The organism is Natronococcus sp. (assembly GCF_047921035.1).
GTDB lineage: Archaea > Halobacteriota > Halobacteria > Halobacteriales > Natrialbaceae > Natronococcus.
Genome location: NZ_JBLRWX010000003.1, coordinates 69,422 through 96,013, shown reverse-complemented (window position 1 = coordinate 96,013; position 26,592 = coordinate 69,422). Strand labels below are relative to the sequence as shown.

At 66.4% G+C, this 26,592-nt stretch carries 26 protein-coding genes; 10 read left to right on the top strand and 16 right to left on the bottom strand.

Going from position 1 to position 26,592, the window contains the following annotated elements; translation table 11 throughout:
* Positions 1 to 210: 210 nt before the first annotated feature.
* Positions 211 to 1,695: a sulfatase gene (locus ACNA7R_RS01630; RefSeq protein WP_416281785.1), complete on the bottom strand. Its 1,485-nt coding sequence runs from the start codon at positions 1,693 to 1,695 to the stop codon at positions 211 to 213.
* A 157-nt stretch (positions 1,696 to 1,852) separates the two neighbouring features.
* On the opposite strand from ACNA7R_RS01630, the gene ACNA7R_RS01625 reads away from it, so the two are divergent.
* The 5 genes from ACNA7R_RS01625 to ACNA7R_RS01605 all read left to right on the top strand — a co-directional run bounded on the left by ACNA7R_RS01625 (position 1,853) and on the right by ACNA7R_RS01605 (position 7,006).
* Positions 1,853 to 3,205 carry a sulfatase gene (locus ACNA7R_RS01625; RefSeq protein WP_416281784.1) on the top strand — a complete coding sequence of 451 codons (1,353 nt, stop codon included), beginning with the start codon at positions 1,853 to 1,855 and terminating at the stop codon, positions 3,203 to 3,205.
* A gap of 299 nt (positions 3,206 to 3,504) precedes the next feature.
* Complete coding sequence (locus ACNA7R_RS01620) at positions 3,505 to 4,950, top strand: sodium:solute symporter family protein (RefSeq protein WP_416281783.1); 1,446 nt, start codon at positions 3,505 to 3,507, stop codon at positions 4,948 to 4,950.
* 49 nt (positions 4,951 to 4,999) lie between these two features.
* Positions 5,000 to 5,794, top strand: coding sequence for a creatininase family protein (locus ACNA7R_RS01615; protein ID WP_416281782.1), 795 nt, complete (start codon positions 5,000 to 5,002; stop codon positions 5,792 to 5,794).
* A gap of 53 nt (positions 5,795 to 5,847) precedes the next feature.
* A complete protein-coding gene (truA, locus tag ACNA7R_RS01610) occupies positions 5,848 to 6,702 on the top strand; it encodes a tRNA pseudouridine(38-40) synthase TruA (protein ID WP_416281781.1) in 855 nt (284 codons plus the stop codon).
* Positions 6,703 to 6,760: 58 nt separating this feature from the next.
* Entirely contained in the window at positions 6,761 to 7,006 is a 246-nt protein-coding gene (locus tag ACNA7R_RS01605; protein WP_416281780.1) for a hypothetical protein, read from the top strand.
* A 22-nt stretch (positions 7,007 to 7,028) separates the two neighbouring features.
* Here the strand turns inward: ACNA7R_RS01605 and ACNA7R_RS01600 are convergent, their stop codons facing one another.
* A complete protein-coding gene (locus tag ACNA7R_RS01600) occupies positions 7,029 to 7,190 on the bottom strand; it encodes a hypothetical protein (protein WP_416281779.1) in 162 nt (53 codons plus the stop codon).
* A gap of 74 nt (positions 7,191 to 7,264) precedes the next feature.
* Positions 7,265 to 8,656, bottom strand: a complete 1,392-nt coding sequence (locus ACNA7R_RS01595) for a M28 family peptidase (RefSeq protein WP_416281778.1) — start codon at positions 8,654 to 8,656, stop codon at positions 7,265 to 7,267.
* 91 nt (positions 8,657 to 8,747) lie between these two features.
* Here ACNA7R_RS01595 and pepF point away from each other — a divergent pair, with 91 nt between their 5' ends.
* Positions 8,748 to 10,541, top strand: coding sequence for an oligoendopeptidase F (gene pepF / locus ACNA7R_RS01590; RefSeq protein ID WP_416281777.1), 1,794 nt, complete (start codon positions 8,748 to 8,750; stop codon positions 10,539 to 10,541).
* A gap of 32 nt (positions 10,542 to 10,573) precedes the next feature.
* Here pepF and ACNA7R_RS01585 read toward each other — a convergent pair whose 3' ends face one another.
* Positions 10,574 to 10,735: a hypothetical protein gene (locus ACNA7R_RS01585; protein WP_416281776.1), complete on the bottom strand. Its 162-nt coding sequence runs from the start codon at positions 10,733 to 10,735 to the stop codon at positions 10,574 to 10,576.
* A 77-nt stretch (positions 10,736 to 10,812) separates the two neighbouring features.
* The gene (locus ACNA7R_RS01580) at positions 10,813 to 11,265 is read right to left on the bottom strand and encodes a hypothetical protein (RefSeq protein ID WP_416281775.1); all 453 of its coding nucleotides are present in this window, start codon (positions 11,263 to 11,265) and stop codon (positions 10,813 to 10,815) included.
* 137 nt (positions 11,266 to 11,402) lie between these two features.
* On the opposite strand from ACNA7R_RS01580, the gene ACNA7R_RS01575 reads away from it, so the two are divergent.
* The 4 genes from ACNA7R_RS01575 (at position 11,403) to ACNA7R_RS01560 (ending at position 15,047) form a co-directional block, all read left to right on the top strand.
* Positions 11,403 to 12,353, top strand: coding sequence for a hypothetical protein (locus tag ACNA7R_RS01575; protein ID WP_416281774.1), 951 nt, complete (start codon positions 11,403 to 11,405; stop codon positions 12,351 to 12,353).
* A gap of 111 nt (positions 12,354 to 12,464) precedes the next feature.
* Positions 12,465 to 13,694 carry a proteasome-activating nucleotidase Pan2 gene (gene pan2, locus ACNA7R_RS01570; protein ID WP_416281773.1) on the top strand — a complete coding sequence of 410 codons (1,230 nt, stop codon included), beginning with the start codon at positions 12,465 to 12,467 and terminating at the stop codon, positions 13,692 to 13,694.
* A 422-nt stretch (positions 13,695 to 14,116) separates the two neighbouring features.
* Positions 14,117 to 14,596: a pyruvoyl-dependent arginine decarboxylase gene (locus ACNA7R_RS01565; RefSeq protein ID WP_416281772.1), complete on the top strand. Its 480-nt coding sequence runs from the start codon at positions 14,117 to 14,119 to the stop codon at positions 14,594 to 14,596.
* A gap of 58 nt (positions 14,597 to 14,654) precedes the next feature.
* Complete coding sequence (locus tag ACNA7R_RS01560) at positions 14,655 to 15,047, top strand: DUF5811 family protein (RefSeq protein ID WP_416281771.1); 393 nt, start codon at positions 14,655 to 14,657, stop codon at positions 15,045 to 15,047.
* 18 nt (positions 15,048 to 15,065) lie between these two features.
* Here the strand turns inward: ACNA7R_RS01560 and ACNA7R_RS01555 are convergent, their stop codons facing one another.
* From ACNA7R_RS01555 to ahaH, 11 genes are all read right to left on the bottom strand, one after another.
* Positions 15,066 to 15,482 (bottom strand): DUF6276 family protein, encoded by a 417-nt coding sequence (locus ACNA7R_RS01555; RefSeq protein WP_416281770.1) that lies wholly within the window; start codon positions 15,480 to 15,482, stop codon positions 15,066 to 15,068.
* Between the two features lie 6 nt (positions 15,483 to 15,488).
* A complete protein-coding gene (locus ACNA7R_RS01550; protein ID WP_416281769.1) occupies positions 15,489 to 16,244 on the bottom strand; it encodes a V-type ATP synthase subunit D in 756 nt (251 codons plus the stop codon).
* 114 nt (positions 16,245 to 16,358) lie between these two features.
* Positions 16,359 to 18,020, bottom strand: a complete 1,662-nt coding sequence (locus tag ACNA7R_RS01545) for a long-chain-fatty-acid--CoA ligase (RefSeq protein ID WP_416281768.1) — start codon at positions 18,018 to 18,020, stop codon at positions 16,359 to 16,361.
* Positions 18,021 to 18,170: 150 nt separating this feature from the next.
* Entirely contained in the window at positions 18,171 to 19,640 is a 1,470-nt protein-coding gene (locus tag ACNA7R_RS01540; RefSeq protein WP_416281767.1) for a V-type ATP synthase subunit B, read from the bottom strand.
* 1 nt (position 19,641) lies between these two features.
* Positions 19,642 to 21,405, bottom strand: coding sequence for an ATP synthase subunit A (locus tag ACNA7R_RS01535; RefSeq protein ID WP_416281766.1), 1,764 nt, complete (start codon positions 21,403 to 21,405; stop codon positions 19,642 to 19,644).
* Between the two features lie 3 nt (positions 21,406 to 21,408).
* The gene (locus tag ACNA7R_RS01530; protein WP_416281765.1) at positions 21,409 to 21,741 is read right to left on the bottom strand and encodes a V-type ATP synthase subunit F; all 333 of its coding nucleotides are present in this window, start codon (positions 21,739 to 21,741) and stop codon (positions 21,409 to 21,411) included.
* Positions 21,738 to 22,805 (bottom strand): V-type ATP synthase subunit C, encoded by a 1,068-nt coding sequence (locus ACNA7R_RS01525; protein ID WP_416281764.1) that lies wholly within the window; start codon positions 22,803 to 22,805, stop codon positions 21,738 to 21,740. The genes ACNA7R_RS01530 and ACNA7R_RS01525 overlap by 4 nt, the downstream gene beginning before the upstream one ends.
* Before the next feature lie 64 nt (positions 22,806 to 22,869).
* The gene (locus tag ACNA7R_RS01520; RefSeq protein ID WP_416281763.1) at positions 22,870 to 23,451 is read right to left on the bottom strand and encodes a V-type ATP synthase subunit E; all 582 of its coding nucleotides are present in this window, start codon (positions 23,449 to 23,451) and stop codon (positions 22,870 to 22,872) included.
* A gap of 23 nt (positions 23,452 to 23,474) precedes the next feature.
* Positions 23,475 to 23,729 (bottom strand): hypothetical protein, encoded by a 255-nt coding sequence (locus ACNA7R_RS01515; RefSeq protein WP_293032431.1) that lies wholly within the window; start codon positions 23,727 to 23,729, stop codon positions 23,475 to 23,477.
* A 219-nt stretch (positions 23,730 to 23,948) separates the two neighbouring features.
* Positions 23,949 to 26,228 carry a V-type ATP synthase subunit I gene (locus ACNA7R_RS01510; RefSeq protein ID WP_416281762.1) on the bottom strand — a complete coding sequence of 760 codons (2,280 nt, stop codon included), beginning with the start codon at positions 26,226 to 26,228 and terminating at the stop codon, positions 23,949 to 23,951.
* Positions 26,215 to 26,547, bottom strand: a complete 333-nt coding sequence (ahaH, locus tag ACNA7R_RS01505; RefSeq protein ID WP_416281761.1) for an ATP synthase archaeal subunit H — start codon at positions 26,545 to 26,547, stop codon at positions 26,215 to 26,217. The genes ACNA7R_RS01510 and ahaH overlap by 14 nt, the downstream gene beginning before the upstream one ends.
* Between the last annotated feature and the right edge of the window lie 45 nt (positions 26,548 to 26,592).

Sequence of the window (26,592 nt, the reverse complement as noted above, 5' to 3'; positions counted from 1 at the left end):
GCTAACTCCGGCTCTTTTTTCTGGAAACCAGAAGAACACCTGCGGCTTCGGCCGTGAGCAACTCAGTTACTGCCGATTGGCCCCGGAACCCCTTCGTCGGTGATCCATTGCAGGAATCGTACCGAATACAAAGCACGAACGTTTCACAAGTCAGCAGTCGATCAACGACGAAGGATGCGTTCAGCACAGGCCCCGTTCGTACGCAGCGGGCTACAGGTAGCCGAGATCCGCCAGCCGCTCCTTGGTTCCGGCCTGCATCTCGACCTCCCCGCCCGCCTCGGCCGCCTCGAGCGAGTCGAACCGCTCCTCGAGTCGCCCTCGAAGTTCCCGCACCCGGTCGGGACGGTCGGCCGCGAGGTCGGTTCGCTCGTCGGGATCGCCCTCGAGGTCGTGGTAACGCTCGAAGCCGTCGTCGCCGCGGACGTACTTCTCGTCGCGGGTACGGATCGCCCGGAGCCGGCGATCGAACGCCCGCACGCGGTCGGGAATCTCGTCGAACCGTGCCTCGAGGCGGTCGATCGAGGGCTGGGGCGCGGCGTACTCCGCGAAGACGGCGTCCCGTCGCTCGTCGTCGCCCTCGGGGTGGAACGACCGCCCGTGGCCCTGCTCGAGCAGTTCCGAGTCGTCGATCCCGACCGTCTCGAGCAGCGTCGCGGGGAGGTCGAGCAGCTGGACCAGCTCCCGCCGTTTGCCGCCGCCGGTGAAGGGACCGCCGTGGCAGACCAGCGGAACGTTGATCAGGGTGTCGTAGAGGTTGTACTGGTGGCCGAAGAAGCCGTGCTCGCCGATGTGCTCGCCGTGGTCGCCACAGACGACGAACAGGGTGTCCTCCCACTCGCCGGCCGCCTCCAGGGACGCCCGTAGTCGCGCAAGCTGGTCGTCGACGTAGGCGACTTCGGCCCGGTAGAGCCCGCGCAGGAGCCGAAACTCCCGTTCGGTGAGGTCGTAGTCCTCGCAGTCGTAGGCCCGAGGGTCCTGTCGGATCGCCGTGGCCTCCTCGTAGCTCGCCCCCTCGGGGAGAAAGCGCTCGGCGTACTCCCGCGGCGGGTCGTACTCGACGTGAGGTTCGATGAAATTACAGAACAGGAAGAAGGGGTCGTCGCCCCGCCCCTCGAGCCAGTCGCCGATCCAGTCGGCCGATCGCGAGGCGCCGTCGTCGCCCGTCGGCTGAAACACCTCGCTGTAGAGGACGTTCGCCGCGTTGACGAGCGGGTTGCCCTCGAACAGCCGGTCGCGGGTCGCCTGCAACTTCTCGCGGACGTCCTCGCCCCGGACGACGGCGCCCATGTCGGTGTCGGACTGGATGTACTGCCAGCCCTTCCGCAGGTCGTCGAACCCGCGGTCGAAGCCGAACTCCTCGGTGATCCAGGTGTTGTTGGAGACGCCGACCGTCTCGTACCCGCCCGCCGAGAAGGCCTCCGCCAGCGTCCGGAGATTCTCGTCGAGGAACGTGTGCCCGCCGTGGGCGCCGTGTTCGGACGGGTAGCAGCCGGTGAACATCGAGGCGTGTGAGGGCAGCGTCCACGGCGCGGTCGCGAACGCGTTCTCGAAGGTCGTCCCCTCCGCGGCGAGCGAGGACAGCGCGGGCGCCGTCTCCGGCCCGACGCTTTTCGCTCGAGCGGTGTCGAGAACGACGAGAACGACGTTCCGGACGTTCGTGTGTGACTCTCCGTCACGCTCGTTGGGTTCGCTCATGGCTACGTCACCTCCGCCTCTCGACGGGAAGGCGCCAGACCCGGCTAATGCAGGGGATTCAGGGATTCGGATCGGGTCGAGTGACCGTCTCCATCGGCGACCGATCAGGCCGTCGCCGGCCCAATACTTACTCGCTCCGGTTACGTACGCCGGAGCGATGGCCCCGCCGAACATCGTCTTGATGCACTGCCACGACCTGGGGCGGTACCTCGGCTGCTACGGCGCGGCCGTCGACACGCCGCGGATCGACGGCCTCGCCGACGAGGGAGTCCGCTTCGACCGCCACTTCGTGACGGCACCCCAGTGTTCGCCGAGTCGCTCGAGCCTGATGACCGGACGCCACCCCCATCAGAACGGGATGCTGGGGCTCGCTCACGGCGACTGGGAGATCGGTCCCGACGAACGCCTGCTCCCGCAGCTGCTAGGCGAGGCCGGCTACGAGACCCACCGGTTCGGCCTCCAGCACGTCACCGAGTATCCCGATCGGCTCGGCTACGACCGCGAACACGTCGAGGAGCCGCTGCGGGTGAACACGCCGCCGTCGGTCCACGAGACCGCCCGCGCCCGCGAGGTCGGCGAGGACGTCGCGTCGGTGCTCTCGGCGGGCGAGCACGACGCCCCCTTCTTCGCCTCGGTCGGCTTCTTCGAACTCCACCGGGTCGAGGAGGAAGACGGGTTCGGCTTCGAGGCCGACCGCTACGAGACGCCCGACCCGGAGCGCGTCGAACCGTTGCCGTTTCTCCCCGACCGGCCGGGGATCCGTAGCGACATCGCCGAGGCCCAGGGGATGCTCGAGGCGCTCGACGACGGCGTCGGGGCGGTGCTCGACGCCCTCGAGGCGGCGGGTCTCGCCGAGGACACCCTCGTCGTCTTCACGACCGAACACGGGCTGGCGTTCCCCCGGGCGAAGGGGTGCTGTTACGACGCCGGCATCGGCGCCGCGCTGGCGATGCGCTACCCCGACGGGTTCGGGCCGGACGTCGTCGACGACCTCGTCAGCAACGTCGACGTCTTCTCGACGCTGCTCGAGTTCGCCGGCATCGAGGTCCCGGCGAACGTCGCCGGGCGGAGCTTCCACGATCGTCTCGCTCGGGGCGAATACGGGGAGTACGAGCCCCGGGAACGGGTCTTTGCGGGGATGACCTGGCACGATCGGTACAACCCGATCCGGGCCGTTCGGACGGAGCGGTACAAGTACGTCCGGAACTTCTGGCACCTCCCCGGAGTCTATCTGACGAAGGATATCTACGAGAGCGCCGCCGGCAGCGAGGTCCGCGAGGAGTACTACTGCGAACAGCGACCGTACGTCGAGCTGTACGACCTCGAGGCCGACCCCCACGAGCGGGAGAACCTCGCCGAGGATCCCGACCACGCGGACGTCAGGGATCGCCTCCGGGACGACCTCATCGGGTGGATGCTCGAGACGGACGACCCGCTGCTCGAGGGACCGGTTCGACCGAGCGACTGGGAGGAGATCCACCCGCAATTGGGCGACGAACGAGACCGGTAGCCGTTCCCCGACCGGCCGTATCGTGGTCTGAGATACACGTTCGTATTCTTACGACGTACACGGGTAATCGGTCGCGGGCGCTCGTTCGATCCGGTTGCGTTTGAGTTGGGCGCTCGCGGATTGCGGTGAGAATTGGTGCGGCCGACGTATATGTACTCGTGAGCCCGCTATGCGAACCACAGAGTAATGATCGGATTACCGCCTGAGATGCTGCTCGTGTTCGTGCTGACGTTTCTCGCCGGGGTCGTCCCCGGGCTCCACTTTCTGCTGATCGAACGAACGCCCCAGGGGGGATCCTGATGGTCCTGTCGGACGCGAACCCGTTCTACTTGGGAACGTTTCTCGTCTACCTGCTGATCGTCCTCGCGATCGGCGCCTGGGCGTATCTGCGAACGGAGACGATCGACGACTTCTGGGTGTACGGGAAGGAGTTGGGGCCGGGGCTAGCCACGGCGACGTACGTCGCCCAGTTCGTCAGCGCCGTGAGCGTGATCGGGTTCATCGGGGCGATCTACGGCGACGGCTACTCCGTACTAACGGGGATCGTCTTCGGACTCGTCCTCGGGACGGCGGGGCTGTACTTCGTCGTCGGCCGAGTCCGTGAACTCGATCACATCACACTCCCGGATATAATTGCCGACATCACGGGCGCCGAGTGGTCTCGCCCGATCACCGCGACCGTCCTCCTCGGGAACGCCTGGGCCTACCTGATCATGCAACTTGTCGGTGCGAGCCTCCTCGTAACGACGATCACTGGAGTTCCGTACCGATATATGGTCTGGGTAATCGGCGGCGTCTTTATTCTTTATACGGTACTCGGCGGCCTCGTCAGCGTCGCCTACACCGATCTGATTCAGGCCTCGATCATGGTCACCACCGTCGCCGTCGTCTTCGCGTACTTCCTCGTCGACCTGGGTAGCCTGGGGGCGATCAACACCCAGTTCGCCGCAGTCGACTCGACGAACGTCGCCCCGCTGGGTGATGGAACGTACACGCTGTTCGGACTGAGTGCGTCGCTCATTGCCTTCTTCGGAACGACGTTTACCTCCCAGAACCAGATTATCCTCATCAACGCGACCAGAAACGTTCGGACGGCGAAGGCGACGCTCGCAGCCTCGTCGTTCGTACTCGCTGTTTTTTACGTGCTTCTCGTCGTCGTTGGGGCGGGTACGACCGTCGCGCTGGTCGATGCCGGCCTCGCGGTCGACAATCCGGATCTGGCGTTCCCGGTGTTGATCACCGAGTATCTTCCGACGACGATCGGCACGATCATCGTGCTTGCCGTGCTCAGCGCGATCCTCTCGACGACCGACACCTATCTCCACTCAACGGGCGTGACGACTGCACGAGACATCTACGACTACTTCGACCCCGACGCGTCTGACCAGCGGCTCATGCGTATCTCAAGGCTCGCAACGATCGGCTTCGGGATCACCGCGACCGCGATCGCCGTCGATCCGCCGGGAACGCTCATCGCGATCTACGAGTTCCGCGCGATCCTGCTTACGAGTGCGTTCCTCGTCCCGATATACGGAGCCCTCTACCTCCGGGGAGTCCCGGGGACGGCGACACTGGCGGCGATGGTCGCCGGTACGATCATCGGCGTCGGCTGGGAGGCCCTTGGCGATCCGTTCGGCGTTCCCGCGACGATTCTCGCGGTCGTCGTCGGCGGGACGCTGCTGCTGGGAGGTGTCGCCGTTCAGCGTCAGCGACCCGACGTTCCCGAGCGGTCCGGCTCATCGTAGCGGCTTCACCGTCCGAACGGGTTTAGTTGCCCCACTTCGAACTTCGCGTATGACCACCGATCCGGCTGCGACCGACGACCTCTACCGCGTCGCCGAGATGACCTGGCGGGAGATCGAGACGGCCCTCGAGCGAACGACGACGCTCCTGCTCCCGGTCGGCACGACCGAACAGCACGGCCACCACCTGCCCCTCGGCGTCGACGTCTACATGCCCGAGGCGATCGGCGAGCGCGTCGCCGAGCGCAGCCCCGCCCTGCTGGCGCCGCCGATCTGGTACGGCGTCAGCCCCCATCACACGTTCAAACCCGGCACGTTCACGCTCTCCTCGGAGACGTTCCAGCGCTACGTGACCGACGTCTGTGCCTCCGCGGGTCACTGGGGGATCGAGAACGTCGTCATGCTCAACGGCCACTACCTCGCCCAGGACCCGGAACTCGAGATCGTCGCTCGGAACCTCCGAAGCGAGCACGGTCTCGAGGCGTTCCACGCGCCGCTGGTCGAACTGTTCGCGGAGGTCGCCGAAGAGATCCGTACGGGCGAGGTCTCCTTTCACGCCTCCGAGTTCGAGACCAGCATCATGCTCGAGCTCTTGCCCGAACTCGTCGACATGGACGCTGCCGAGCGCGTCGACCCGCCTGCGAAGTCGCTGCCGCTTACGGACTACGACGCCCTCGGCGATAACAAGGTCGGCTGGTCGCTCACGGCCGAAGACATGGACGAACTGACGCCTACCGGGAACATCGGCGATCCGACCGTCGCGACCGCGGAAACGGGCGCGGCGCTCGTCGACGCCGCCGTCTCCGAGCTGTGTCGACTCGTCGATGCCCTCGAGGAGACGGGCTGACGCGACTCCGTTCGACGACTCTAACACGTCAGAGGCGCTGCGTACGAGTATCGATGCGCGCGTTCCGGATCGCCTACGACGGCAGCGGCTACTACGGCTTCCAGCGCCAGCCCGACGTGCCGACCGTCGAGGACGCGCTCTTCGACGCCCTGCGCGCCCTGGGCGTCCTCGAGCCCGACGCGAGGAAGCCGGCCGGCTACGCCGCGGCCGGGCGAACCGACGCGGGGGTCTCCGCGCTCGCTCAGACGGTCGCCCTCGAGGCCCCGGAGTGGCTGACACCGCGGGCGTTCAACGGCGAGCTCCCCGCCGACGTTCGGGCGTGGGCGGCCGCCGACGCACCCGACGGGTTCCACGCGACCCACCACGCAACTCGACGTGAGTACACGTACCACCTGTACGCGCCGCCCGCGGACCGTCTCCGTGACGGTTCGTCCGGGACGTCGTTGGCTCGAGCCGCCGTCGACGACGACCGCTTCCGGGCCGCCTGCGACGCGCTGTCGGGAACGCACGACTTTCACAACCTCACGCCCGACGGCTCGAACACCGAGCGCTCGCCGACCCTCGAGGCCAGCCGAGAGGGCGACTACCTCGTCGTCACCGTCTCCGCGGGCGGGTTCGCCCGCGAACTCGTCCGGCGACTCGTCTCGCTCGCCGAATCGGTCGGAACGGGCGAGCGCTCGCTCGCGGACCTCAAGCGCGCACTCGAGCCAGAGCCGCTGCCCGGCCACGAGGGGATCGCGCCCGCCTCGCCCGAACCGCTCGTGCTCGCCGCCGTCGACTATCCGAATCTCGCCTTCGAGGTCGACGAGGACGCCGCGGCGAGCGCTCGAGCGGTGTTCGACGCGCGACGGATCGAGCGCCGGACCGGCTCGCGGGTGGCGGGACAGCTCCGTGACGGCCTCCGATAACTACCGCTCGACCGCACCCAGGAGAGCGTTTTTGATCCCCGCGTTCGATCGACGGAGCATGGAGCTCTCTCCCGAGGAGTACGGCGCCTACTGGCGCGCGTCGATTTACGTCGCCGCGGGCGTCGTCCTCGCCTCTCTGAGCTATCGGTTCGTCATCTCGACGCTGTTCGCCCAGTCGGAGGGCGGTCCGATCGCGATCGGATTGTTCCTGTTCGGGACGCTGACGTTCGCGGGCTGCTTTCTCGCGATGCTCGGGGTCGCGCAGGTCGTTCGAACCGCCGTCGACGCGGAGATGCGAGGGTGAGACCGGATCCGCTCGAGGGTCGTCACCTGACGAGCGCTTCGGGCTCGGTGCGGTCCTGCTGTGAGACGACGTAGTGGACGACCTCCCGCTGGGTGTGTTTGCCCATGAGGTGGTCCTCGAGTCCGCGATCCAGCTCCAGAACCTCCTCGCAGACCGGACACGTAACTGGTGGGTCGAATGTCATATTCTCCTTCGATCTTTGCTAACTGCGGACAAACCGCTACAGCCTGCATATGCTCGCCCGCCGAAGCGGGTCGGCTACTCCCATGCCGGGGGCCAGACCTCGGCCGCCCGCATTCCGGGGACGTAGTTCTGGTCCTCGAAGCGCTCGCGGAGCTCGTCGGCCGACACCCGCGGGACCTCGGTCCCGGTCAGCTCACGAACCAGCAGCGCGGTCAGCATAGCGTGTTCGCGCAGGTTGCGGGGCTCGACCTTGTCGCGGGTGTCGGCCGCGGTGTGACCCCAGCCCCGTCCGCGATCGCCGCCGTCGGCCGGCTCACTGTGGAGCTGTAGCGAGGGAACGCCCGCACGCAGAAACGGCCAGTGGTCGCTGAACGGATGGGGATCCCGGTCGTGGACGACCGGCTGGCCGAACGACTCCGCGACGTTCTCGGCGAGGTCTGCCAGGGGCTCCGAGGCGTGCGAAAGCGCCTTCAGGTTCCGGAAGCGGCCGGCGCCGTCGACGTTGACGACCGCCTGAACCGACTCGAGGTCGAGGTCGTCGGCCAGGGCCTCGGCGCCCAGCAGCCCGATCTCCTCGCAGCCGACGCCGGCGATCCGGACCCGGCAGTCGAGGTCGTCCTCGAGGTCGGCGAGGATCGAGGCCGCCCCCGCGACGGTCGCGATCCCGCAACCGTTGTCCAGCGCGCCCTCGGCGATGTCGTGAGCGTCGTAGTGAGCCAGGACGAGGAGTTCCTCGTCGGTCTCGGGACCGAGGGTTCCGTGGACGTTCCGGCTCGTGCCGTCCGTCGTCGAGGCGTCGACCCGCAGGCGGACTCGAGCGCCCCGCTCGGCGTACTCGACGAGCCAGTCGTGGGTCTCGGCGCTGACGCCGACGCCGGGGATCGCGGCCTCGGCGTCGAACTTCAGCGCGCCCGTCGGCGGCAGCTGCCCGGGGACGTGGTTGGCGAAGACGAAGGCCTCGGCACCGGCTGCGGCCGCGTGGCCGAACTTCTCCATCCGGTGGACGAACCGTCGATCCGAGGGCGTCGTCGTGCTCGCGACCGCGATCGCACCCTGGAGGTCGACGTCGTCGATCTCCTTGGGGGTGCCGTAGCCGACGTCGACCAGCGGCCCCTCGAGGTCGCCCGGCGGACAGTACGGCAGGGCGATCGCCTCGAAGGAGCGCTCGCCCGCGGGGGCGTCGGTTGCACCGTCGTCGACGTCGGTGACCGCGAACTCGGTCGTCCCCCGCTGCCAGCGTTGCATCGGAAACTCGTCGATTCGGACGTCCGCGACACCAGCCTCCTCGAGGTCGTCGCGGACGAGTTCCGCGGCCCGTCGTTCGCCCGGAGAGCCGCCCATCCGGTTGGATAAGGCGGTCAGTCGGCTCAGCAGCTCCCAGGGGCGATCGTCGGCCCACGCGCGGCCGAGCGCGCGCTCGAGTATCGGGTCGCGCTCGCGAGTCGTCGGTCCGTTCGTGTCGTCCATACGGTCCCCTTTCGAGGCGACGGGCAAAATCCTCGGGGGAGCCCGCGTACCCTTCGATACCCTTTACCAGCTTCGTTCCGAACTCCGGACCATGAGTTCAGTTCCGGAGCGCTCCGAGATCGACGAGGAGTACACGTGGGATCTCGAGAGCATCTACGCGACCGACGACGACTGGGAGGACGCCTACGAGGCGGTCGCCGAGCGCGTCGACGAACTCGCGGCCTACGAGGGGGAGGCGACCGACGACGCCGAGACGCTGCATACCGTGCTCGAGCTTCGCAACGAGATCATGCGGGAGGTCGCGACTGTCTTCTCGTACGCGCGGATGCGACGCGACGAGGACACGACCGACCAGGAGTACCAGGCGATGACGGCCCGGGCGCAGTCGCTTGCGGCCGACGCCCAGTCCGCGGCGTCGTTCATCGAGCCCGAACTCCAGGCGCTGACCCGCGAGGAGTTCGAGGCGATGGTCGACGACGTTCCAGAACTCGAGACCTACGACCACTACGTCGACGACGTGTTGCGGATGAAACCCCACACGCGCTCGGCGGAGGTCGAGGCCCTGCTCGCGGACCTGAGCGAGGTGACGGGGGCGACCGGGGAGGTGTACAACATGCTCTCGAACGCGGATATGTCGTTCCCGACGGTCGAGGACCCCTCCGGCGAGCCCGTCGAGATCACCCAGAGCAACTTCACGAACCTGCTCAAGCGACCCGACCGCGAGTTCCGACGGGAGGTGTACGAGGCCTACTTCGACGAGTGGAGCGACGTCCGCAACACCGTCGCGGCCTCCTACAAGAACAGCGTCAAGGCCGACGTCAAGATGGCCCGGGCCCGCGACTACGACACGGCCCGCGAGGCCGCTCTCGACGGCCCGAACGTTCCGGTCGAAGTTTACGACACCCTCGTCGACAGCGTCAACGACAACCTCGACAAGCTCCACCGCCACGCCGAGCTCAAACGCGAGGCCCTCGAGGTCGACGAGCTGCGGATGTGGGATCTGTACATGCCGCTGACGGCCGACGAGGGCCCCGACGTCGGGTACGATCAGGCGGCCGAGTACGTCGTCGACGCCCTCGAGCCGCTGGGCGAGGAGTACCGGTCCCGCGTCGCGGAGGGTCTGGAGTCGCGGTGGGTCGACGTCTACGAGAACGAGGGCAAACAGGCGGGGGCCTACTCGGGCGGCACGTACGACACCCAGCCCTTCATCCTGATGAACTACCAGGACGACATCGCCTCGATGTACACCCTCGCCCACGAACTGGGCCACTCGATGCACTCCGAGCTGACGAAGGAGGAACAGCCCTACGTCTACTCCGACTACGAGATCTTCGTGGCCGAAGTCGCGAGTACGGTCAACGAGGCGCTGCTGACGAATCACTTGCTCGAGACCGTCGAGGATCCCCACTTCCGCAAGCACGTCCTGAACGAGTTCCTCGAGCGAGTGCGCTCGACGCTGTACCGCCAGACGCTGTTCGCGGAGTTCGAACACGAGGCCCACCGCCTCGAAGAGGAGGGTGAGCCGCTGACCGCCGACCGTCTCGACGGGATCTACGGCGGGCTCAAGGAACGGTACTACGAGCCGGCGGCGATCGACGACCGCATCGCCCGCGAGTGGATGCGCATCCCCCACTTCTACCGGGCCTTCTACGTCTACCAGTACTCGACGGGAATCTCCGCCGCGCTGGCGATCGTCGACGGCATCGACGAGAACGGCGAGGAGGCCGCCGAAGACTACCTCGACTTCCTCCGCCGGGGCTCCCGCGAGTACCCCCTCGAGTTGCTGCGGATCGCGGGCGTCGACATGAGTTCGTCCGAGCCCGTCGACCGCGCGCTCGAGACCTACGGCCGACGACTCGAGCAGCTCGAGGAGTTGCTGGCGTAACCCGCCGTTTTCCGCGTTTCGCGACGGTTCGGCTACCGGAGCTCGAGCCGAAGATACGCGACTCCGATAGCGACCAGTACCGCCCCGAAGCCGACGGCGAGGATCTCACCCGCGAGGAGTCCGTAGCCGACCAGTGCGATCCCGGCGACTCCGTGCGAGGCGACGATCAGCGGCCGTCGGCGTTCCCGGTTCACGTTCGGACGAACGGAGGTGGGGCCGATTAATCGTTCGTCATCGAGACGTCGCGAGCGGGACACCCGCTCCCGACGGCTCAGATCGCGACTGCGACCCCAAGTCCGACGGAGACGAGCACCAGCGCCAGCACGGCGACGAGTCGCCCGCGGGAGGGCTCGCGCTCGAGATCGACGTGCGGGCCGTCGATCAGCGTCTGGACGCCGAAGAAGGCGAGCGACAGCGCGTCGACTCCCGCCGCGGTCCCGAACAGCGGTGCCGAGTCGGCGGAGGGTACCGCGGTGAGCAGCCAGCCGGCCGCGAGCAGTATCGTCCCGAGGCTGTTTGCCTGCTGCCAGCCGACCGTTCGCCCGGCGATCCGGAGTCGGTCGGTCGCGCTCGAGAGCACGAACGCGATGCCGGCGAGACAGAGCAGGACCGCACCGACGATCGACGGCCAGCCCGACGGGTCGGCGAGCGCGAGAAACCCGACCGACGAGAGGAGTATCCCGACCCCGAGCGGCAGTGCGAGGCGGCGCTGGAAGCGAGCCATACTGAAAAACTACGATAAATTACATAATCGTTACCCCGCGGTCGTCGTCCGAACGGAGTCGATCACGGCCGTCGATCGCCGTCGCGGATCGGAGCCACCGAAAGATCGATACGATCGCCGGAAGATACTACGGGAGAATGCGAGAGACCATCGTCGAGCGCCTCCGGAAACCGGAGTACACCGGCGAGAACCGGTGTACGCCGTGTACGGTTCTCAACCTCGCCATCGCCGGCGCGATCGGGGCGGCCGTCGCGCGCAGGTCGAGACTCGCGGGTGCCGCCGTCGTCGGAGCGTCGGCCGCCGCGATCTACCTCCGGGGGTATCTCGTCCCCGGAACACCCGAACTGACCAAGCGGTACCTTCCGGAGCGGGTGCTCCGACTGTTCGGCAAGACATCGGAGCCCGAGATCCGCGGCGGGCTCGTCGCGGGTGAGTCGCGAGCCGACGAGAGGGGTGCGGAGGAGATCGATCTCGAGGGCGACGCCGACGAACTGGATGTGGATTCCGGGGCCGAGTCCTCGATCGACGAGAGCGGAGACACAGCCGACCGGCCGCAGCCCCCCGAACCCGAGACCTACTTCCTCGAGGCGGGCGTCGTCGAACCCTGCGAGGAGATCGACGACCTCTGTCTGACCGAGCCGTTCGAGACCGCCTGGAGCGACGAGATCGACCGGATCGATACCGACGCGCTCGAGGGGACCGACGCCGCGGTAGCCCTTGGATTCGACGCCGACGAGGGTGCCTTCGAGATCGCCGGTCACGGCGACGACGCGCGAACGCTCCGGCGGGACGGCCGCCTGCTCGGCAAGTGGCCCTCGCAAGCGGCCCTCGTCGCTGACGTCACCGCCGCCCGCGTCCTCGAGTCGTGGGACGACGACTGGGCGGCCTACGATCCGCGGGCGAGAGGCGAGTTGCTCAACAGCCTGCGACTGTTCCTCGAGACCTGTCCGACGAGCGGGGGCGAGGTCGTCATGGGCGAGGAGACCGTCGAATCCTGCTGTCGCTCCCACGACGTCATCGCCGTCACCTGCGCCGAAACCGACGAGCGGCTGTTCGAGTACCCCGTCTCCGAACTCGAACTCGAGTAACGAGACTGACCCGATGGCGTCGTGTCCGCCCTCGAGCGACGGAATCCGTCGCGGAATCCCACCGCGACCCAAAGGCACATTTATCGTCGAAAACTAATCGAGGCATAACAGATGTCTCGAAGCCCGTCTATCCCCGACCGACCCCACCGCGAGATCGACCCCGATCTCCCCGACGACGAGCGGCTCGAGGCGCTTCGCGACCACTTCGAGGATCTCGTCGACGTCAACGAGCAGCTCACGGAGCAGCTCGACGAGGCCGAGGGCCGCAGACAGCGCCTCCAGGAGAAGGCGAACCGGGTCGAACGCGAGAACGAGACCCTGAAGAGTTCCTCGCTGTACATCGCGACCGTCGAGGACGTGATCGACGACGAGGTCATCGTCAAACAGCACGGCAACAACCAGGAGGTCCTGACCGACGTCTCGCCGCGGCTGCTCGAGCGCGTCGAGGCCGGCGACCGCGTCGCCGTCAACGACTCCTTCGGCATCCAGACGATCCTCGAGGCCGAGACCGACGCCCGCGCGCAGGCGATGGAGATCACCGAGCGCCCCGAGGTCGACTACACCGACATCGGCGGGATCGACGAGCAGGTTCAGGAGGTCCGCGAGGCCGTCGAGCAACCCCTGACGAACCCCGAACTGTTCGAGCAGGTCGGCATCGATCCCCCGAGCGGCGTACTCTTGCACGGTCCGCCGGGCACCGGGAAGACGATGCTCGCGAAGGCCGTCGCCCACGAGACCGACGCCACGTTCATCAAGATGGCCGGCTCCGAACTCGTTCGCAAGTTCATCGGCGAGGGCTCCCGACTCGTTCGGGACCTCTTCGAGATGGCCCGCGAGCGCGAACCCGCCATCATCTTCATCGACGAGATCGACGCCGTCGCCACCACCCGAACCGAGTCGAAGACGTCGGGCGACGCCGAGGTCCAGCGGACGATGATGCAACTGCTCAGCGAGATGGACGGCTTCGAGGCCCGCGGCGATATCCGCATCATCGCCGCCACCAACCGCTTCGACATGCTCGACCGCGCCATCCTCCGTCCCGGTCGGTTCGATCGGCTCATCGAGGTCCCCGAACCCGACCAGGAGGGCCGCGAGCAGATCCTCGCGATCCACACCCGCGGCATGAACGTCGACGACGGGGTCGACTTCGCCGCGCTGGCCGAGGAGACCGACGGCTACTCCGGCGCCGAGATCGAGAGCCTCGCGACCGAAGCCGGCATGTTCGCGATTCGCAACGAGCGCGAAGAGGTCCGCCAGCAGGACTTCCTCGACGCCTTGGAGAAGATCGAGGAGGACGACTCGAGCGACGTGATCTCGTCGGCGGGCTACTTCTACCAGTAAGGACGCCGTTTCGGCTGTTTCGTTCGACGGGAACGACGAGGACGGATATCGGACACCCGTTAGATACGTGTCAGCCGTGTCCGTCGGACGGTATTCCGAGTATGCGTCTCGAGTCCGTCCGTCGACGATACCGGCGAGCGAACCGCTGAATTGCCGATCGCCCGTTCGTCCACGCGGTCACCCTCTCGTTCGTCATCGGCGCGAGCTAGGCGACCAGCTCGGTGCTGATCGGTGGCGATCCGCTTCCGTCGGCGGTCGGATACGGATTCGTCACGGGACTGCCGACACTCGTCGCTGCCGTCCTCACCGACCTTTCGCGCCCGCAGTAGGCGTTCCGCTCGCGACGGTTCGGGTTCGATCCCCGCGTTCCGGTCTCGACTCCGGATCGCAACGCCTTACGCCGCGGGACCCCTACCCCGGCCATGAGCATGATCCGAGTCGTCTGGGGAACCGGTTCGGGACCCACGAAGATGGCCTCCTACGACGCTGCGCTGGCCGACGCGGGCGTCGAGAACTACAACCTCGTCTCGGTGTCGTCCGTTATTCCGGCCGACACCGCCGTCGAGGCCGTCGGCACCGCACCCGACCTCGGCCCCGTCGGCGAGCGCCTGACCGTCGTCGAGGCTCGAGCGACTACCGCCGGGCCGGGCCGGGCGAGTGCCGCACTCGCGTGGAACCAGTCCGTCGACGGCGGGCCGGGACTGTTCTACGAGACCGCGGGCGAGATGGACCGCGAGGACGTCGAACGACGCGTCCGGGAAGGGCTCGAGGCGGGCCAGGACCTTCGCGACTGGACCTTCGACGAACCGAGTGTCGTCGTCGAAAGCAGCCGGGCCGACGCGGGAACGTACACGACGGCGCTGGCGCTCGCGGTCTACGGCGAGAGCGAGCCGATCTGTTGAGCTGCCCGAAGGCGAACGCTTTTCACCTATCGCCCCTATACACAGGATACAACTTCTCATGAACGGAAATACGCCGTATGCAGGGCTGCCGGGCGAGACCGGTGCTGGTCAGCGCGCCGCGGCGGACGTTCCGGAGCTCTCGACCACCCAACGGCGGACGCTCAGCCGCGACGTCTCGCGGATCGCCGCCCGAACTCGAGAGTTCCTGCCCGACGAGTACGTCGTCGACGCCGACGTCGCGGGCGGCCAGGCCGGCTTTCAGGTGACCGTCGCCGTCCAGCCCCCGATCGGCCATCCCGTCAGTGCCGGCTTCCAGCCCGATCTCGAGGAGCCGACCGAGGAACTCATCACGGCCGACGAACGCGACGAGGTCGCCCGCGGACTGGCCGCGAGCGCGGCCCTACAGGTCAAGCAGGCGGTCAGCAACAACGTGACGCCGACGGCGAAGTAATCCCGCGAGGTCGCTCTTCTAGTACAGCAGCTGTTCGAACTGGTGGCGTCGCCGCTCGAGGTCGACCGCCGGCTCGAGGGTCGGATCCGCAACGAGTCGATCGATCGCCAGCAGCGGGTCCGTGCCGGCGCGTTCGACGTCCTCGAGCAGCGACTCGATCGCGGCGCGGTTGGTCGCCAGCGAGGACGACAGGTCGATTGCGAGGAGCAGCGGAACCGCTCGCTCCGGACGGGTCGGGAGGGCGTCGCTGATCCGTGAGAAGTCGGGACCGTCGTCAGGTTCGATAGTCGGGTCAGCGTCGCTTCCGATCGGATCGACCGTGAGGCAATGCGTGCAGACGCGTATCGCCGCGGCGTTCGACGGCGCGTGGTCGCGATACTCGGCAGAAAGGGAGAGTGCGATCGTCGCGTCGGATCCACACGCCGAACAGGTCATTGCGGCTCAGTCGCCGCCGGGGACGCCGCCGGCGGTCGACTGCCCCATCTCCTCGGACTCGGTGCCGGCGGTGTCGCCGGTCGCGGCCTCCTCGGTCTCCTCGACGTCGTCTTTGGCCTGCTGTGCCTCCTTTTCCTCCTGCTCTTTCTTGTCCTTGATCTTCTTCAGGCGGAAGGTCTCCTCGCGTTCCTTCTCCTCGAGTTTCTGCTCGATGTACTCCTGGCCCTCGTAGAGGTCGGGCAGAATCGTGAACTCGAGGGCGTTGACGCGGCGTTTGGTGGTTTCGATCTCTCGGAGCATCTTCTTCATCGCCGTCTCCACCTCGGCGGCGAGGATGATGCTTTCAAGGAGATCTTCGTAGGCCTCGGCGGCCTCGTCGATGCGCGCGGAGGTGCCCATGATCCCGTAGCCGCGCTGATCGAGGCTCTTCGAGACTCGCGAGGACTCGATCTGCGGGACGACGACGCCCATGATGTTCTTCGACTCGGTGGTGATCTCGGGGTGTTCCTGCAGGGCCGCGGCGGCGCCCCGAACCGCGACGTCGCCCTCCATCGCCCGGGCCATGTTGATCTTCTTCTGGGCGTCCTCGTAGTCGTCTGCGAGGTCGCCGCGGACGTCCTGGGCCTTGTCCAGGATGTCCATGAACTCCATGATCAGCCCGTCCCGTTTCTTCTCCAGGGTCCCGTGCCCGCGCTCGGAGAGTTCGATCCGGTCTTCGATCTCCATCAGGTTCTTGCGGGTCGGTTTGACGTCCTTGGCCATCTTGTGGAGGGATTGCGTTCCCAGTCGGATAACTGTTTACAGTTTTGCTTGGCGCGGAAGACGGCGTCTCGACCGTCTCGGCCCTGTCGACGGGGCGTACGGGCGTATTGCGGACTATCCCTGGCCGACCATCCCCTCCTCGTCGTCCCACTCCTGCTCGCGGAGTTCGTACTTCTGGACCTTCCCGGTCGCGGTCGTCGGCAGCTCTTCGACGAACTCGATCCGCTGGACGGTCTTGTAGTTCGCGAGGTGCTCCCGGGTGAACGCGACGAGGTCGTCCTCGCTGACGCCCGGGTCGTCCGGATCGCCGCTCTCCGGAACGACGAACGCCTTCGGCGTCTCGCCCCACTGCTCGCTGGGCGACGGGATGACGGCAGCGTCGGAGACCTCCGGGTGGTCGAAGAGGGTGTCCTCGAGTTCGATGCTCGAGATGTTCTCCCCGCCGGAGATGATGATGTCTTTCTTGCGGTCCTGGATCGCGATCATTCCGTTCTCGTCGATCGTCGCGAGGTCGCCGGTGTGGTAGTAGCCTTCCACGCGATCCGAGAAAGCCTCCTCGGTCTCCTCGGGTTTGTTCCAGTACTTCTCCATGACCTGGTTTCCGCGAACGACGACCTCGCCGAGCGTCTCGCCGTCCCGGGAAACGTCCTCACCGTTCTCGTCGACGACCCGGATCTCGGTGCCCATGAAGCCCAGGCCCTGGCGTTTCTTGACCGCAAACCGGCTATCGCTGTCGTCGTCGAAGTGGCGCCGGGCGTCCGAGGTCGTGATCAGCGGCCCGGTCTCGGTAGCGCCGTAGACGTGTTTCAGGTACCAGCCGAACTCGTCCTCGACGGTCCGCAGCGTCGCCTCCGGCGGTGCCGACCCCGCGGTCGCGATCCGGACATCGTTCGCGCCCGTCGTCTCGACCTCGTTGTCCCCGTAGTAGTCGATCAGCATGTTCAACACTGTCGGGGCGCCACAGAGGTAGGAGATGTCCTCCTCGCGGATCGTCTCGAAGAGCCACTCGGCGTCGACCCCGCGGGTACAGACGTGTTTCGCGCCCATCCCCGTGACGGCGTAGATGTGCCCCCAGCCGTTGACGTGGAACATCGGTAGCGTCCAGAGGTAGATATCGTCGTCGGTGAGGTTCTGGTGGACTGCGACCAGGTAGGCGTGGATCGTCTCACCGCGGTGGGTCCGACAGACCCCTTTCGGATCGCCCGTCGTTCCCGAGGTGTAGTTGATCGTGATGATCTCGTCCTCGTGCATTTCCGGACGGTCGTACTCGGGCGTGGCGTCCTCGAGCACCTGCTCGAAGTCCTCCCACCCGCCGTCGGACGAGTCCGACGAGGATCGCCCGCCTTCGGCGGCCTCACTCCCTTCGACGGCGCCGACGTCGTTCGTGATGAACGTCTCCGTCGGCACCTCGTCGCGGATCTCCTCGATCCGGTCGGCGTACTCGTAGTCGGCGTAGACGGCGTCGACGCCGGCGTCCTCGAGGATGTACGCGAAGTCCTCGGGCGTGAGCCGGTAGTTCAGCGGCGTGTGGACCGCGCCGATCTGCATCGAGCCGTAGGCCGCCGCGAGGTGGTAGTGGGTGTTGGGGTCGAGCACCGCCACGCGGTCGCCCTTCTCGATACCCCGGTCCTGAAGCGCCGCGGCGAACCGGTCGGCGCGCTCGCCGAGTTCGTCGTAGGTGAACCGTTCGCCGTCCGTGCCGACGACGGCCTCCGACTCGCCGTAGTGGGTTCGCGCGCGATCGAGAAACTCCGTGACGAGCAGTGGCTTCTGCATAACTCAACCTCAAGCAACGATCGTTATGTTCGTTTTGATTCCGACGGTCGAACGGATCCGTCAGTAACGGTGGTCAGCTCGCTGTACGTGACGGCGTCGTCGAAAAATCGGAAGCGCGAGCCTCGAGCGGGCTCGCGGTCTTTCGCTGCGTTAGGCCTCGACTTCGGCGGTCTCGGCTTCCTCTTCGCGGTAGTACTCCTCGATGAGGTCCTCGTCGATCCGGTTGAGCGCCTCCTTGGGCAGCATCGACAGCAGGTCCCAGCCGAGATCGAGCGTCTCCTCGATCGAGCGGTTGGTGTCGTACCCCTGCTGGACGAACTCCGTCTCGAAGCGGTCGGCGAAGTCGAGGAACTTGTTGTCGCGCTCGGACAGGGCCTCGCGACCGACGATGTTCACGAGGTCGCGCAGGTCCTCACCCTCCGCGTAGGCGGCGTACATCTGGTCGGAGACGTCGCCGTGGTCCTCGCGGGTCAGGCCCTCGCCGATCCCGTCGTCCATCAGCCGCGAGAGGCTCGGCAGGACGTTCACCGGCGGTTCGATTCCCTGACTGTTCAGGTCCCGGTCCATCACGATCTGGCCCTCGGTGATGTAACCGGTCAGGTCGGGGATCGGGTGGGTGTCGTCGTCGCCGGGCATCGTCAGGATCGGGATCTGCGTGACCGATCCCTCGCGGCCTTCGATACGACCGGCGCGCTCGTAGAGCTGGGCCAGGTCAGTGTACATGTATCCGGGGTAGCCACGCCGACCCGGAACCTCCTCGCGTGCCGCACCGATCTCGCGCAGCGCCTCGCAGTAGTTCGTGATGTCGGTCAGGATGACCAGGACGTGGTACCCCTTCTCGAAGGCGAGGTACTCGGCCGTGGTGAGCACGAGCCGCGGCGTGACCTGGCGCTCGACGGCCGGGTCGTCCGCGAGGTTCATGAAGACGACCGAGCGCTCGAGGGCGCCCGTGCGCTCGAAGTCCTGCATGAACTCGTTTGCCTCCTCCTGGGTGATCCCCATCGCGCCGAAGATGACCGCGAACTCCGAGCCCTCCTCGTCGTCTTCTCGCGGCTCGTCGCCGCTCGAATGGTCCGCGGAACTCTGTTCCGCGCTATCGCCCTCCTCCTCTTCGGGCACCGACGCCTGTCGGGCGATCTGGAGCGCGAGCTCGTTGTGGGGCAGCCCCGAGCCGGAGAAGATCGGCAGCTTCTGGCCCCGAACCAGCGTGTTCATGCCGTCGATGGCGGAGACGCCGGTCTGGATGAACTCCTCGGGATACTCCCGGGAGTAGGGGTTGATCGCTTCGCCGACGATGTCGACGCGCTCGTCGGGGACGATCTCCGGGCCGCCGTCGATCGGGTTCCCGGAGCCGTCCAGCACCCGCCCGAGCAGATCCTCGGTGACGGGCATCTTCATCGTCTCGCCCAGGAATCGGACGGAGGCGTTGCGGTCGATCCCGCCCGTTCCCTCGAAGACCTGGATCGAGACGAGTCCGTCGCTCGACTCCAGGACCTGTCCGCGCAGGGTCTCGCCCTGCGGCGTCTCGATCTCGACCATCTCGTCGTAGCCGACGGGTTCGTCGACCTCGGCGAACACCAGCGGACCGCTGATTTCCGTGATTGTCTGGTACTCTTTCATGTTAGTACAGTGCTCTGATCTGCTCTCTGAGGTCCGATTCGAGCTCGTCGATGAACTCGTTCCAGTCGTCGGCGACGCCCATCCGGTTGAGCCGGGGCGCGGCGTCGACGTCTTGGATCTCCTCGACGGGGACGCCGGCCTCGAGGGCGTCGAACGCCTCGTCGTTGAACGTCTTGATCGCGCCGAGCATCCGGTAGGTCTTCTTCGGGTCGCAGTAGGTGTCGACGTCGTGGAACGCGTTCTGCTGGAGCCAGGCCTCGCGCAGGTAGCGAGCGACCTCGAGGGTCAGCTGCTGGTCCTCCGGCAGGGCGTCCTTCCCGACGAGCTGAACGATCTCCTGGAGTTCGTCCTCCTCGTCGAGCACGTCGATACCCCACTGGCGTCGCTCGGGCCAGTCCTCGGCGACGTTCTCCCGGAACCAGGGGTCGAGCTGCTGGCGGTACAGCGAGTACGACTCGTTCCAGTTGATCGAGGGGAAGTGGCGTCGCTCGGCGAGGTCGGCGTCGAGCGCCCAGAACGTCTTGACGATACGCAGCGTGTTCTGGGTGACCGGCTCCGAGAAGTCCCCGCCGGGCGGGGAGACGGCGCCGATGACCGAGATCGATCCCTCGTCGCCGTTGATCAGCTGGAACTTGCCGGCGCGCTCGTAGAACTCCGAGAGCCGCGCAGCGAGATAGGCGGGGTACCCCTCCTCGCCGGGCATCTCCTCGAGCCGGCTCGAGATTTCGCGCATGGCCTCGGCCCACCGGGAGGTGGAGTCGGCCATCAGCGCGACGTCGTACCCCATGTCGCGGAAGTACTCCGCGATGGTGATCCCCGTGTAGATACAGGACTCGCGGGCGGCGACCGGCATGTTGGAGGTGTTCGCGATGAGACACGTCCGGGACATCAGCGGCTTGCCCGTCTTCGGGTCCTCGAGTTCGGGGAAGTCCTCGATGACTTCGGTCATCTCGTTGCCGCGCTCGCCGCAGCCGACGTAGACGACGATGTCGGCGTCGGCCCACTTCGCGAGCTGGTGCTGGGTGACGGTCTTCCCGGAGCCGAACGGACCGGGAATCGCCGCGGTCCCGCCCTTCGCGATCGGGAACAGGCCGTCGAGGATCCGCTGGCCCGAGACCAGCGGCACCGTCGGGGTTTCCTTCTCGTCGGAGGGGCGAGCCCGGCGGACGGGCCACTCCTGGTGCATGGTGATTTCCTCGCCGGAGTCGAGTTCGGCGATCACTTCGTCGACCGTGAACTCGCCGGTCTCGATCGAGGTGATCTCGCCGCCCTCGTAGTTCGGCGGTACCATCACCTTGTGGGTGATACTCGCCGTCTCGGGAACTTTTCCGATGACGTCGCCGGGTTCGACGATCTCGCCCTCGGCGACGGAGGGGGTGAACTCCCACTCGCGCTCGAAGTCGATACCGGGCGCGTCGACTCCGCGGTCGAGGAACGCCGAGCCCATCTTCTCCTCGAGCTCGTCGAGGGGACGCTGGACGCCGTCGTAGATGGCGTTGAGCATCCCCGGTCCGAGGTCGACGCTGAGCGGTTCGCCCGTGTTCTCGACGGGTTCGCCCGGAGCGACCCCGGAGGTCTCCTCGTAGACCTGAATCGTGGTCAGGTTCCCTTCGATCTCGATGACCTCGCCCATCAGTCCTTCGTCGCCGACGTAGACGACGTCGTTCATCCGGGCGTCGAGGTCCGCGGCGGTCACGACCGGACCGCTCACGCTTTCGATAACTCCGCCTTCGTCGACGGATTCGATGTCTTCTGCCTGGCTCATAGTTTACTCTTGTTCGTCCTCTTCCATCAGGTCGATACCGATCGCGCGCTTGATCTGCTCGCGCAGTCCGCCGCCGCCGGTTCCGCTCCCGATGGTGACGACGACCGGTTCGACGCTCGTTTCGACCTCCTGACGGACGCCCCGCGAGAGGTACTCGAGGTCGTCGTCGTGCATGACGACGATCCCGACCCCCTCGTCCTCGAGGGCGGCCGTCGCGGCGTCGTCGAGCGATTCCTCCTTCTCCTCGTCTGGAACGTTCTCGAAGCGGCGAACGCCCGCGAGTCGGAATCCAGTCGTGAACTCCGGGCTGCCGACGACTGCGATCTCCTGGCTCATAGGATCACCAGCTCGTCCTCGATCTCGCTTTCGGTGAGCCCGACCTCGCGGCCGCGTGCGATCGCGCGGATGTTCTCGACCTCGCGTTCCTTCGCGAGGATGTACGAGAACACGGCTGAGACGGAGGTCGGGTAGATACTCGAGAGTCGGTCCGAGTACTCGAGTAGTGCAGCATCTATTGCGTGCTCGAACTGGATAAGGCTGTCAGCCTCGCGGAGTCGATCCAGCGCGACCGAGAGCCGGTCGCCGTAGCGTTTGTTCTCGGCGATGTGATCGACCAGCTCGTCGTAGTCGGCGACGAGCCGGCTCAGCTCGCCCTGATCGAACAGCACGCCGCCCTCGATGTAGTAGGCCGCAGGGTCGAGGTCGGCGCCGCTTCGCGCCAGCCGGAGCGCGTTCCGGGCGTTCCGAAAGTCGATCTCCGCCTGGAGGAACTCGAGGTACAGCGCCTCCGGTCCCTCCTGGGGCTCGTAGCTGTCGGGTCGACGGAAGCCGTCGAGCAGGTGCTCGAAGAACTCTCGATCCAGCGCGTTCTCGAGGGGAACGAGCGCGCCCGTCTCCTCGTACTCCTCGTAGGCCGCGCTGAGGGGTTCGTAGTAGATCGTCCCGTACAGGACGTCGATCGCGTCCTCGATCGAGTCGACCTCGAGCAGTCGGTCGATCGTCCGCTCGTCGAGGTCGCCGGCGCGGATGAGGTCGGTCTGGATCGCCTCGGAATCCGCGTCGGTGTAGATACCCCGGATGATCGTCTTCAGGTTCCAGACGTCGAACTTCCGGAGGTACTGTGCGATGAGGTCGTACAGTCGCCCCTCCGCCCAGTCCAGCAGGTCGTTGAAGTGCTTCGCGAGGTTGCGGTTCAGTGCGTACTCGATCAGGTCGACACCGGAGAAGCGCGTTCCGAGCGCGTTGATCTCGCGTTCGTACTCCGTCTCCTCCATGAACCGTGCGATCTCGCTCGGCCCCATCCGGATCAGCTTGCGGTAGTCTTCGTCCGCGAACAGCGAGGCTCGGCGCGACCGAACGCGAGCGTTCACGTATTCCGGATTCGAGGCGCCTACACTCACGCGAACCACCGGAGAGTGTTTGCAGGGAGTGGCTCACGAGCCGTGCGAGTGAGAACGACCGTGCTCATTGCTCGAAGAGTCTGTTGCTGATCTCCCGGAGGTTGTCTTCCCAGACGTCCTCGAGCACCGAGTCGAACGTGTTGTTCACGCGGACCCGGGACTGGTCGCTCTCGACGACGATGCCGCCGAGACAGTCGTACTCGCCGGCGTACTCGTAGCCGTCGTAGTCGTCGAGGATCGACTCGAGCAGCTCCCGGTCGTCGGCGCGGCCGTAGACGTTGACGTCGTGGCCGTCGTCGAACTCCTCGCTTGCGGCCTCGAGCAGCTCGCGGGTCAGCGCTTCCCGCGGGCCGTCCTCGAGGGTGGCCAGCTCCTCCTCGACGTTCTCGCGAACGTCGCCGAGCACGTCCCGTCGGGCCTCCAGGCGCTTCTGTTTCGCCTCCAGCTTCGCACTGGAGAGTCGCTGTTCACGTAGTTGCTCGGTCTCGCGCTCGGCGTCACGCCGTGCGTTTTCGCGGATCTCGTCGGCGTCCTCCTCCGCGGTCGCCTCGATCTCCTCGGCGCGAGTCTCGCCCTCGTCGCGGATACGCTCCGCACGCGCGCGGGCTTCTTCCCGAATGTCTTCTACGACTGTTTCCAAACTCATTGTAAAGGGGGAAGGGGTGGTCGTTAGACCAGGAAAATGGCGACGATCGCGAAAATGACGAGCGTTTCCGGCAGGACGGTCATGACGATACCCGGAACGAACATGTCGTCGTCTTCGGCGATCGCGCCGACGGCGGCAGCGCCGATCCCCCGCTCAGCGTATCCGGCGGCGAGCGCGGAGAGACCGACAGCGAGTGCGGCTGCGGACTCGGGGGCGAGAACTTCGGAACTTTCGGCTTGCTGTGCAAGGGCGGTGGCGAGTTCAACTCCTTCAATCATGGTTTAAGACTCACTGTGAGCTCGATTGCTCCTGACAGCCGTATCTGTCTCTGCACACCCCATAAAACTCTCGAAACATTTCGACCCAGCTCCCCCCTCACACCGCTCGAGGGAGGCCTATGTTAACTCAGAACAATCTTCTCTCGGCTCCGTTTCGACCGCTACAGAAGGGAGCCGAAACCACAGAAGCTGAAGGCGCGAAACGAGTCGCGGTGGCGATCAGTCGGCCTGCGGCTGTGCCGAGGCGGACGTCGCCTCTTCACGGCTTTCGTGACCGAACGGTTCGTACTCCTCGCCGCCGCCCTGGTAGAACTTCTGGAAGAACTCCACGTACTCGAGGCGGAGCATCTGGATCCCCGCTGCGGTGATACCCAGCAGCAAGACCAGGATGTGTCCGAACACGAAGACGAGGACGGCGCCGACGATCGCGATCGCCGACACCAGCGGTCCGTCACCGGCGTGGACGAGACCCACGAACTCGGGAGTGAGTTCGGCGTACTCGTAGCCGGAGATCTCCGTGATACCGAACCCGGGGTAGTTGAAGTACGTGTACCCTTCGGGCGTCTCGTAGGCGCCGAACACCAGCAGGTTCACCGCGAACGCCATCCCACCCTTCGCGAGGAGGACGGCGACCATCCGGAGATACGAGAGGACGTGACCGAACGCCCAGGCCGGGATCTCGAAGATGCCGGCGATGCCTTCACCGACGGCGACCAACGCGCTGCCGGCGATGAACGCGGCGAGGCCGACGATACCGACGATCTCTGGAAGGCCAGCAAAGCCCATGAAGTCGTAGAGGACCGCCTCCTCGGTGGCGCCGACGAGGAAGGCCGGCTTCTGCTCGACCGCGTGAAGGCTGAAGATCCAGACGAACAGGCCGTTCATCGCGAGGATCCACGAGAGCCGTTCGTAGACGGCAGCCTTGACGCTGTGACTGAGTTCGTTGATGAACCCGAGGATGAGCCCCGCGTTCAGGTGGATCAGACCGAAGGCGATGCTGAAGATGATCCAGAAGATCGCCCAGTCGGTCGCCTGCAGGCCCTTGTCGAGGGTACCCGCCAGCGGAATGAACCCGAGGCCGACGTCCGACATGTGGATGCCGAAGATGTCGTCGTACAGCCAGCCGAACAGGATCGTAAACGCACCGGCCCAGATACCGATCGTCCCGACGGCCTTGCCGGCGTCGGAGTCGAAGACCTTCCAGGCGCCCCAGCCCATCAGCATGTAGAGGATCCCGTAGCCGATGTCCCCGATCATGAAGCCGAACGCGAACGGGTAGGTCAGGAAGATCAGCAGCGTGGGATCGAGCTCGCTGTACTTGGGCTGGCTCACCATCTTGACGAGCAGCTCGAACGGCTTCGCCGGGGTGAGGTTGTTGAGGATGACCGGCGGCTCGTCGTCCATCGTCACGGCGCCCTTGCCGTGGCCGGACTGTGGCTGGCCGCCGTCGGTGGCGGCCTTGCGCTGGGCCGGCTGCTCCGTTTCGGCGTCAGCGCTCGGCTCGCCGCCGTTGCCGTCACCGTCGCCGCCGCTGCCCGTGTGGGCCTCGGCGCCGTGTTCGTGTTCGTCGTAGTCGGCGACCTCGAGCTGTTCGATCTCGACGCTGTCGCCGACGGCGCCGCGAAGCGCGTCGACGAACTGGTCGTACTCGTCGGCCGGGATCCAGCCCTCGGCGATGAAGGCCCGGTCGCTGGTCGCGAACTGTAGCGGCGCCTCCGCGCGCTGGACCTCGATCGTCAGCTCCTCCTCGACGCGCAGCAGGAACGAACCCTCCGTGTCCTTGATCTCTGCGAGCTCCGCGTCGATCTCCTCGAGGTCGCTCTCGAGGTCGCGCTTGCGCTCCTCGAGTTCGGCGACGTAGGCGTCGGGACTCTTTTCGGTTTCGGGGACCGGGTGACGGGCGAACTCGACGCCGACGAGCGCGTCGTCGACGACGTTTTCCTCGCCCGCGTCCTCGGTCGGCGCGGCGACGACGGCGACGACGTCACCGCCGGTAAACGTCTCGTACGCTCGGACGTCGTCGGCCGCCTCGAGCGCCGCCTCGACCTCCGAGACGGAGCCCTCGCCGACGAGGACGTCGACCGACTCGTAGCCGCCGAGCAGATCGAGGTCGATCCCCAGCTCGGCGAAGGGGGCGACCCGATCGATCCGTTCCTCGACGTCGCGGAGCTGCTCGCGGAGCTCGCCGCGGCGGTCGTCGAGCTCGTTAATTCGGGTCCGGATGCGCTCGAGTCGCTCCTCCCAGTCGTCGTCGATCGTTCCCGGCGCGGTGTCGTCGTCCGAGAGCTCGAGCGAGCTCTCGAGCGCGCGGACGGTGACCAGCTTCTCGGAGGCGTCGTCGGCTCCCTCGATCGGGTTGCCGTTGTTGAACCCCTCCCAGGAGCCGTCGTAGTCCGAGAGATGAACCAGGTTGAGCTCGTGGATGCGCTCGATGACCGTGGGCATGACGCCCTTGGAACCGGTCACCGAGACCTTGCTCATCCGCTCAGGTCTGAGCATGAACGTCCTCCTGGAACAGTTCGACGACGTAGTCGGTCACCTCGTCGACCCGGCTCTGGGCACGCTCGGCGAGCGCCTCGCGCTCCTGTTCTCCCTCGCGAAGGACGCGCTCGCACTCCTCGTCGATCTCCGCGCGCGCCTCCTCGAGGCGCTGCTCCTTGAGATCCCGCGCCTCCTGTTCCGCTTCCGTGCGAATCTCCTCGGCACGTTTCCGGGCCTCGGCTATTCGCTCGTCGCGGTCGTCTTCTGCCTGTGCGACGATCTCGTCGGCCTCCTCCTCCGCCGACTTAATTCGTTCGAGAACCTGTGGCCTCGGCATACTCTAAGCAAGCGAACGTTTGCAGCAACGCGTATATGGTAGTTG

Bases quoted from the DNA above. Each gene is read 5' to 3' on its own strand.
- ACNA7R_RS01630 (WP_416281785.1), bottom strand. From the start codon at position 1,695: ATGAGCGAACCCAACGAGCGTGACGGAGAGTCACACACGAACGTCCGG.
- ACNA7R_RS01625 (WP_416281784.1), top strand. From the start codon at position 1,853: ATGGCCCCGCCGAACATCGTCTTGATGCACTGCCACGACCTGGGGCGG.
- ACNA7R_RS01620 (WP_416281783.1), top strand. From the start codon at position 3,505: ATGGTCCTGTCGGACGCGAACCCGTTCTACTTGGGAACGTTTCTCGTC.
- ACNA7R_RS01615 (WP_416281782.1), top strand. From the start codon at position 5,000: ATGACCACCGATCCGGCTGCGACCGACGACCTCTACCGCGTCGCCGAG.
- truA (WP_416281781.1), top strand. From the start codon at position 5,848: ATGCGCGCGTTCCGGATCGCCTACGACGGCAGCGGCTACTACGGCTTC.
- ACNA7R_RS01605 (WP_416281780.1), top strand. From the start codon at position 6,761: ATGGAGCTCTCTCCCGAGGAGTACGGCGCCTACTGGCGCGCGTCGATT.
- ACNA7R_RS01600 (WP_416281779.1), bottom strand. From the start codon at position 7,190: ATGACATTCGACCCACCAGTTACGTGTCCGGTCTGCGAGGAGGTTCTG.
- ACNA7R_RS01595 (WP_416281778.1), bottom strand. From the start codon at position 8,656: ATGGACGACACGAACGGACCGACGACTCGCGAGCGCGACCCGATACTC.
- pepF (WP_416281777.1), top strand. From the start codon at position 8,748: ATGAGTTCAGTTCCGGAGCGCTCCGAGATCGACGAGGAGTACACGTGG.
- ACNA7R_RS01580 (WP_416281775.1), bottom strand. From the start codon at position 11,265: ATGGCTCGCTTCCAGCGCCGCCTCGCACTGCCGCTCGGGGTCGGGATA.
- ACNA7R_RS01575 (WP_416281774.1), top strand. From the start codon at position 11,403: ATGCGAGAGACCATCGTCGAGCGCCTCCGGAAACCGGAGTACACCGGC.
- pan2 (WP_416281773.1), top strand. From the start codon at position 12,465: ATGTCTCGAAGCCCGTCTATCCCCGACCGACCCCACCGCGAGATCGAC.
- ACNA7R_RS01565 (WP_416281772.1), top strand. From the start codon at position 14,117: ATGAGCATGATCCGAGTCGTCTGGGGAACCGGTTCGGGACCCACGAAG.
- ACNA7R_RS01560 (WP_416281771.1), top strand. From the start codon at position 14,655: ATGAACGGAAATACGCCGTATGCAGGGCTGCCGGGCGAGACCGGTGCT.
- ACNA7R_RS01555 (WP_416281770.1), bottom strand. From the start codon at position 15,482: ATGACCTGTTCGGCGTGTGGATCCGACGCGACGATCGCACTCTCCCTT.
- ACNA7R_RS01550 (WP_416281769.1), bottom strand. From the start codon at position 16,244: ATGGCCAAGGACGTCAAACCGACCCGCAAGAACCTGATGGAGATCGAA.
- ACNA7R_RS01545 (WP_416281768.1), bottom strand. From the start codon at position 18,020: ATGCAGAAGCCACTGCTCGTCACGGAGTTTCTCGATCGCGCGCGAACC.
- ACNA7R_RS01540 (WP_416281767.1), bottom strand. From the start codon at position 19,640: ATGAAAGAGTACCAGACAATCACGGAAATCAGCGGTCCGCTGGTGTTC.
- ACNA7R_RS01535 (WP_416281766.1), bottom strand. From the start codon at position 21,405: ATGAGCCAGGCAGAAGACATCGAATCCGTCGACGAAGGCGGAGTTATC.
- ACNA7R_RS01530 (WP_416281765.1), bottom strand. From the start codon at position 21,741: ATGAGCCAGGAGATCGCAGTCGTCGGCAGCCCGGAGTTCACGACTGGA.
- ACNA7R_RS01520 (WP_416281763.1), bottom strand. From the start codon at position 23,451: ATGAGTTTGGAAACAGTCGTAGAAGACATTCGGGAAGAAGCCCGCGCG.
- ACNA7R_RS01515 (WP_293032431.1), bottom strand. From the start codon at position 23,729: ATGATTGAAGGAGTTGAACTCGCCACCGCCCTTGCACAGCAAGCCGAA.
- ACNA7R_RS01510 (WP_416281762.1), bottom strand. From the start codon at position 26,228: ATGCTCAGACCTGAGCGGATGAGCAAGGTCTCGGTGACCGGTTCCAAG.
- ahaH (WP_416281761.1), bottom strand. From the start codon at position 26,547: ATGCCGAGGCCACAGGTTCTCGAACGAATTAAGTCGGCGGAGGAGGAG.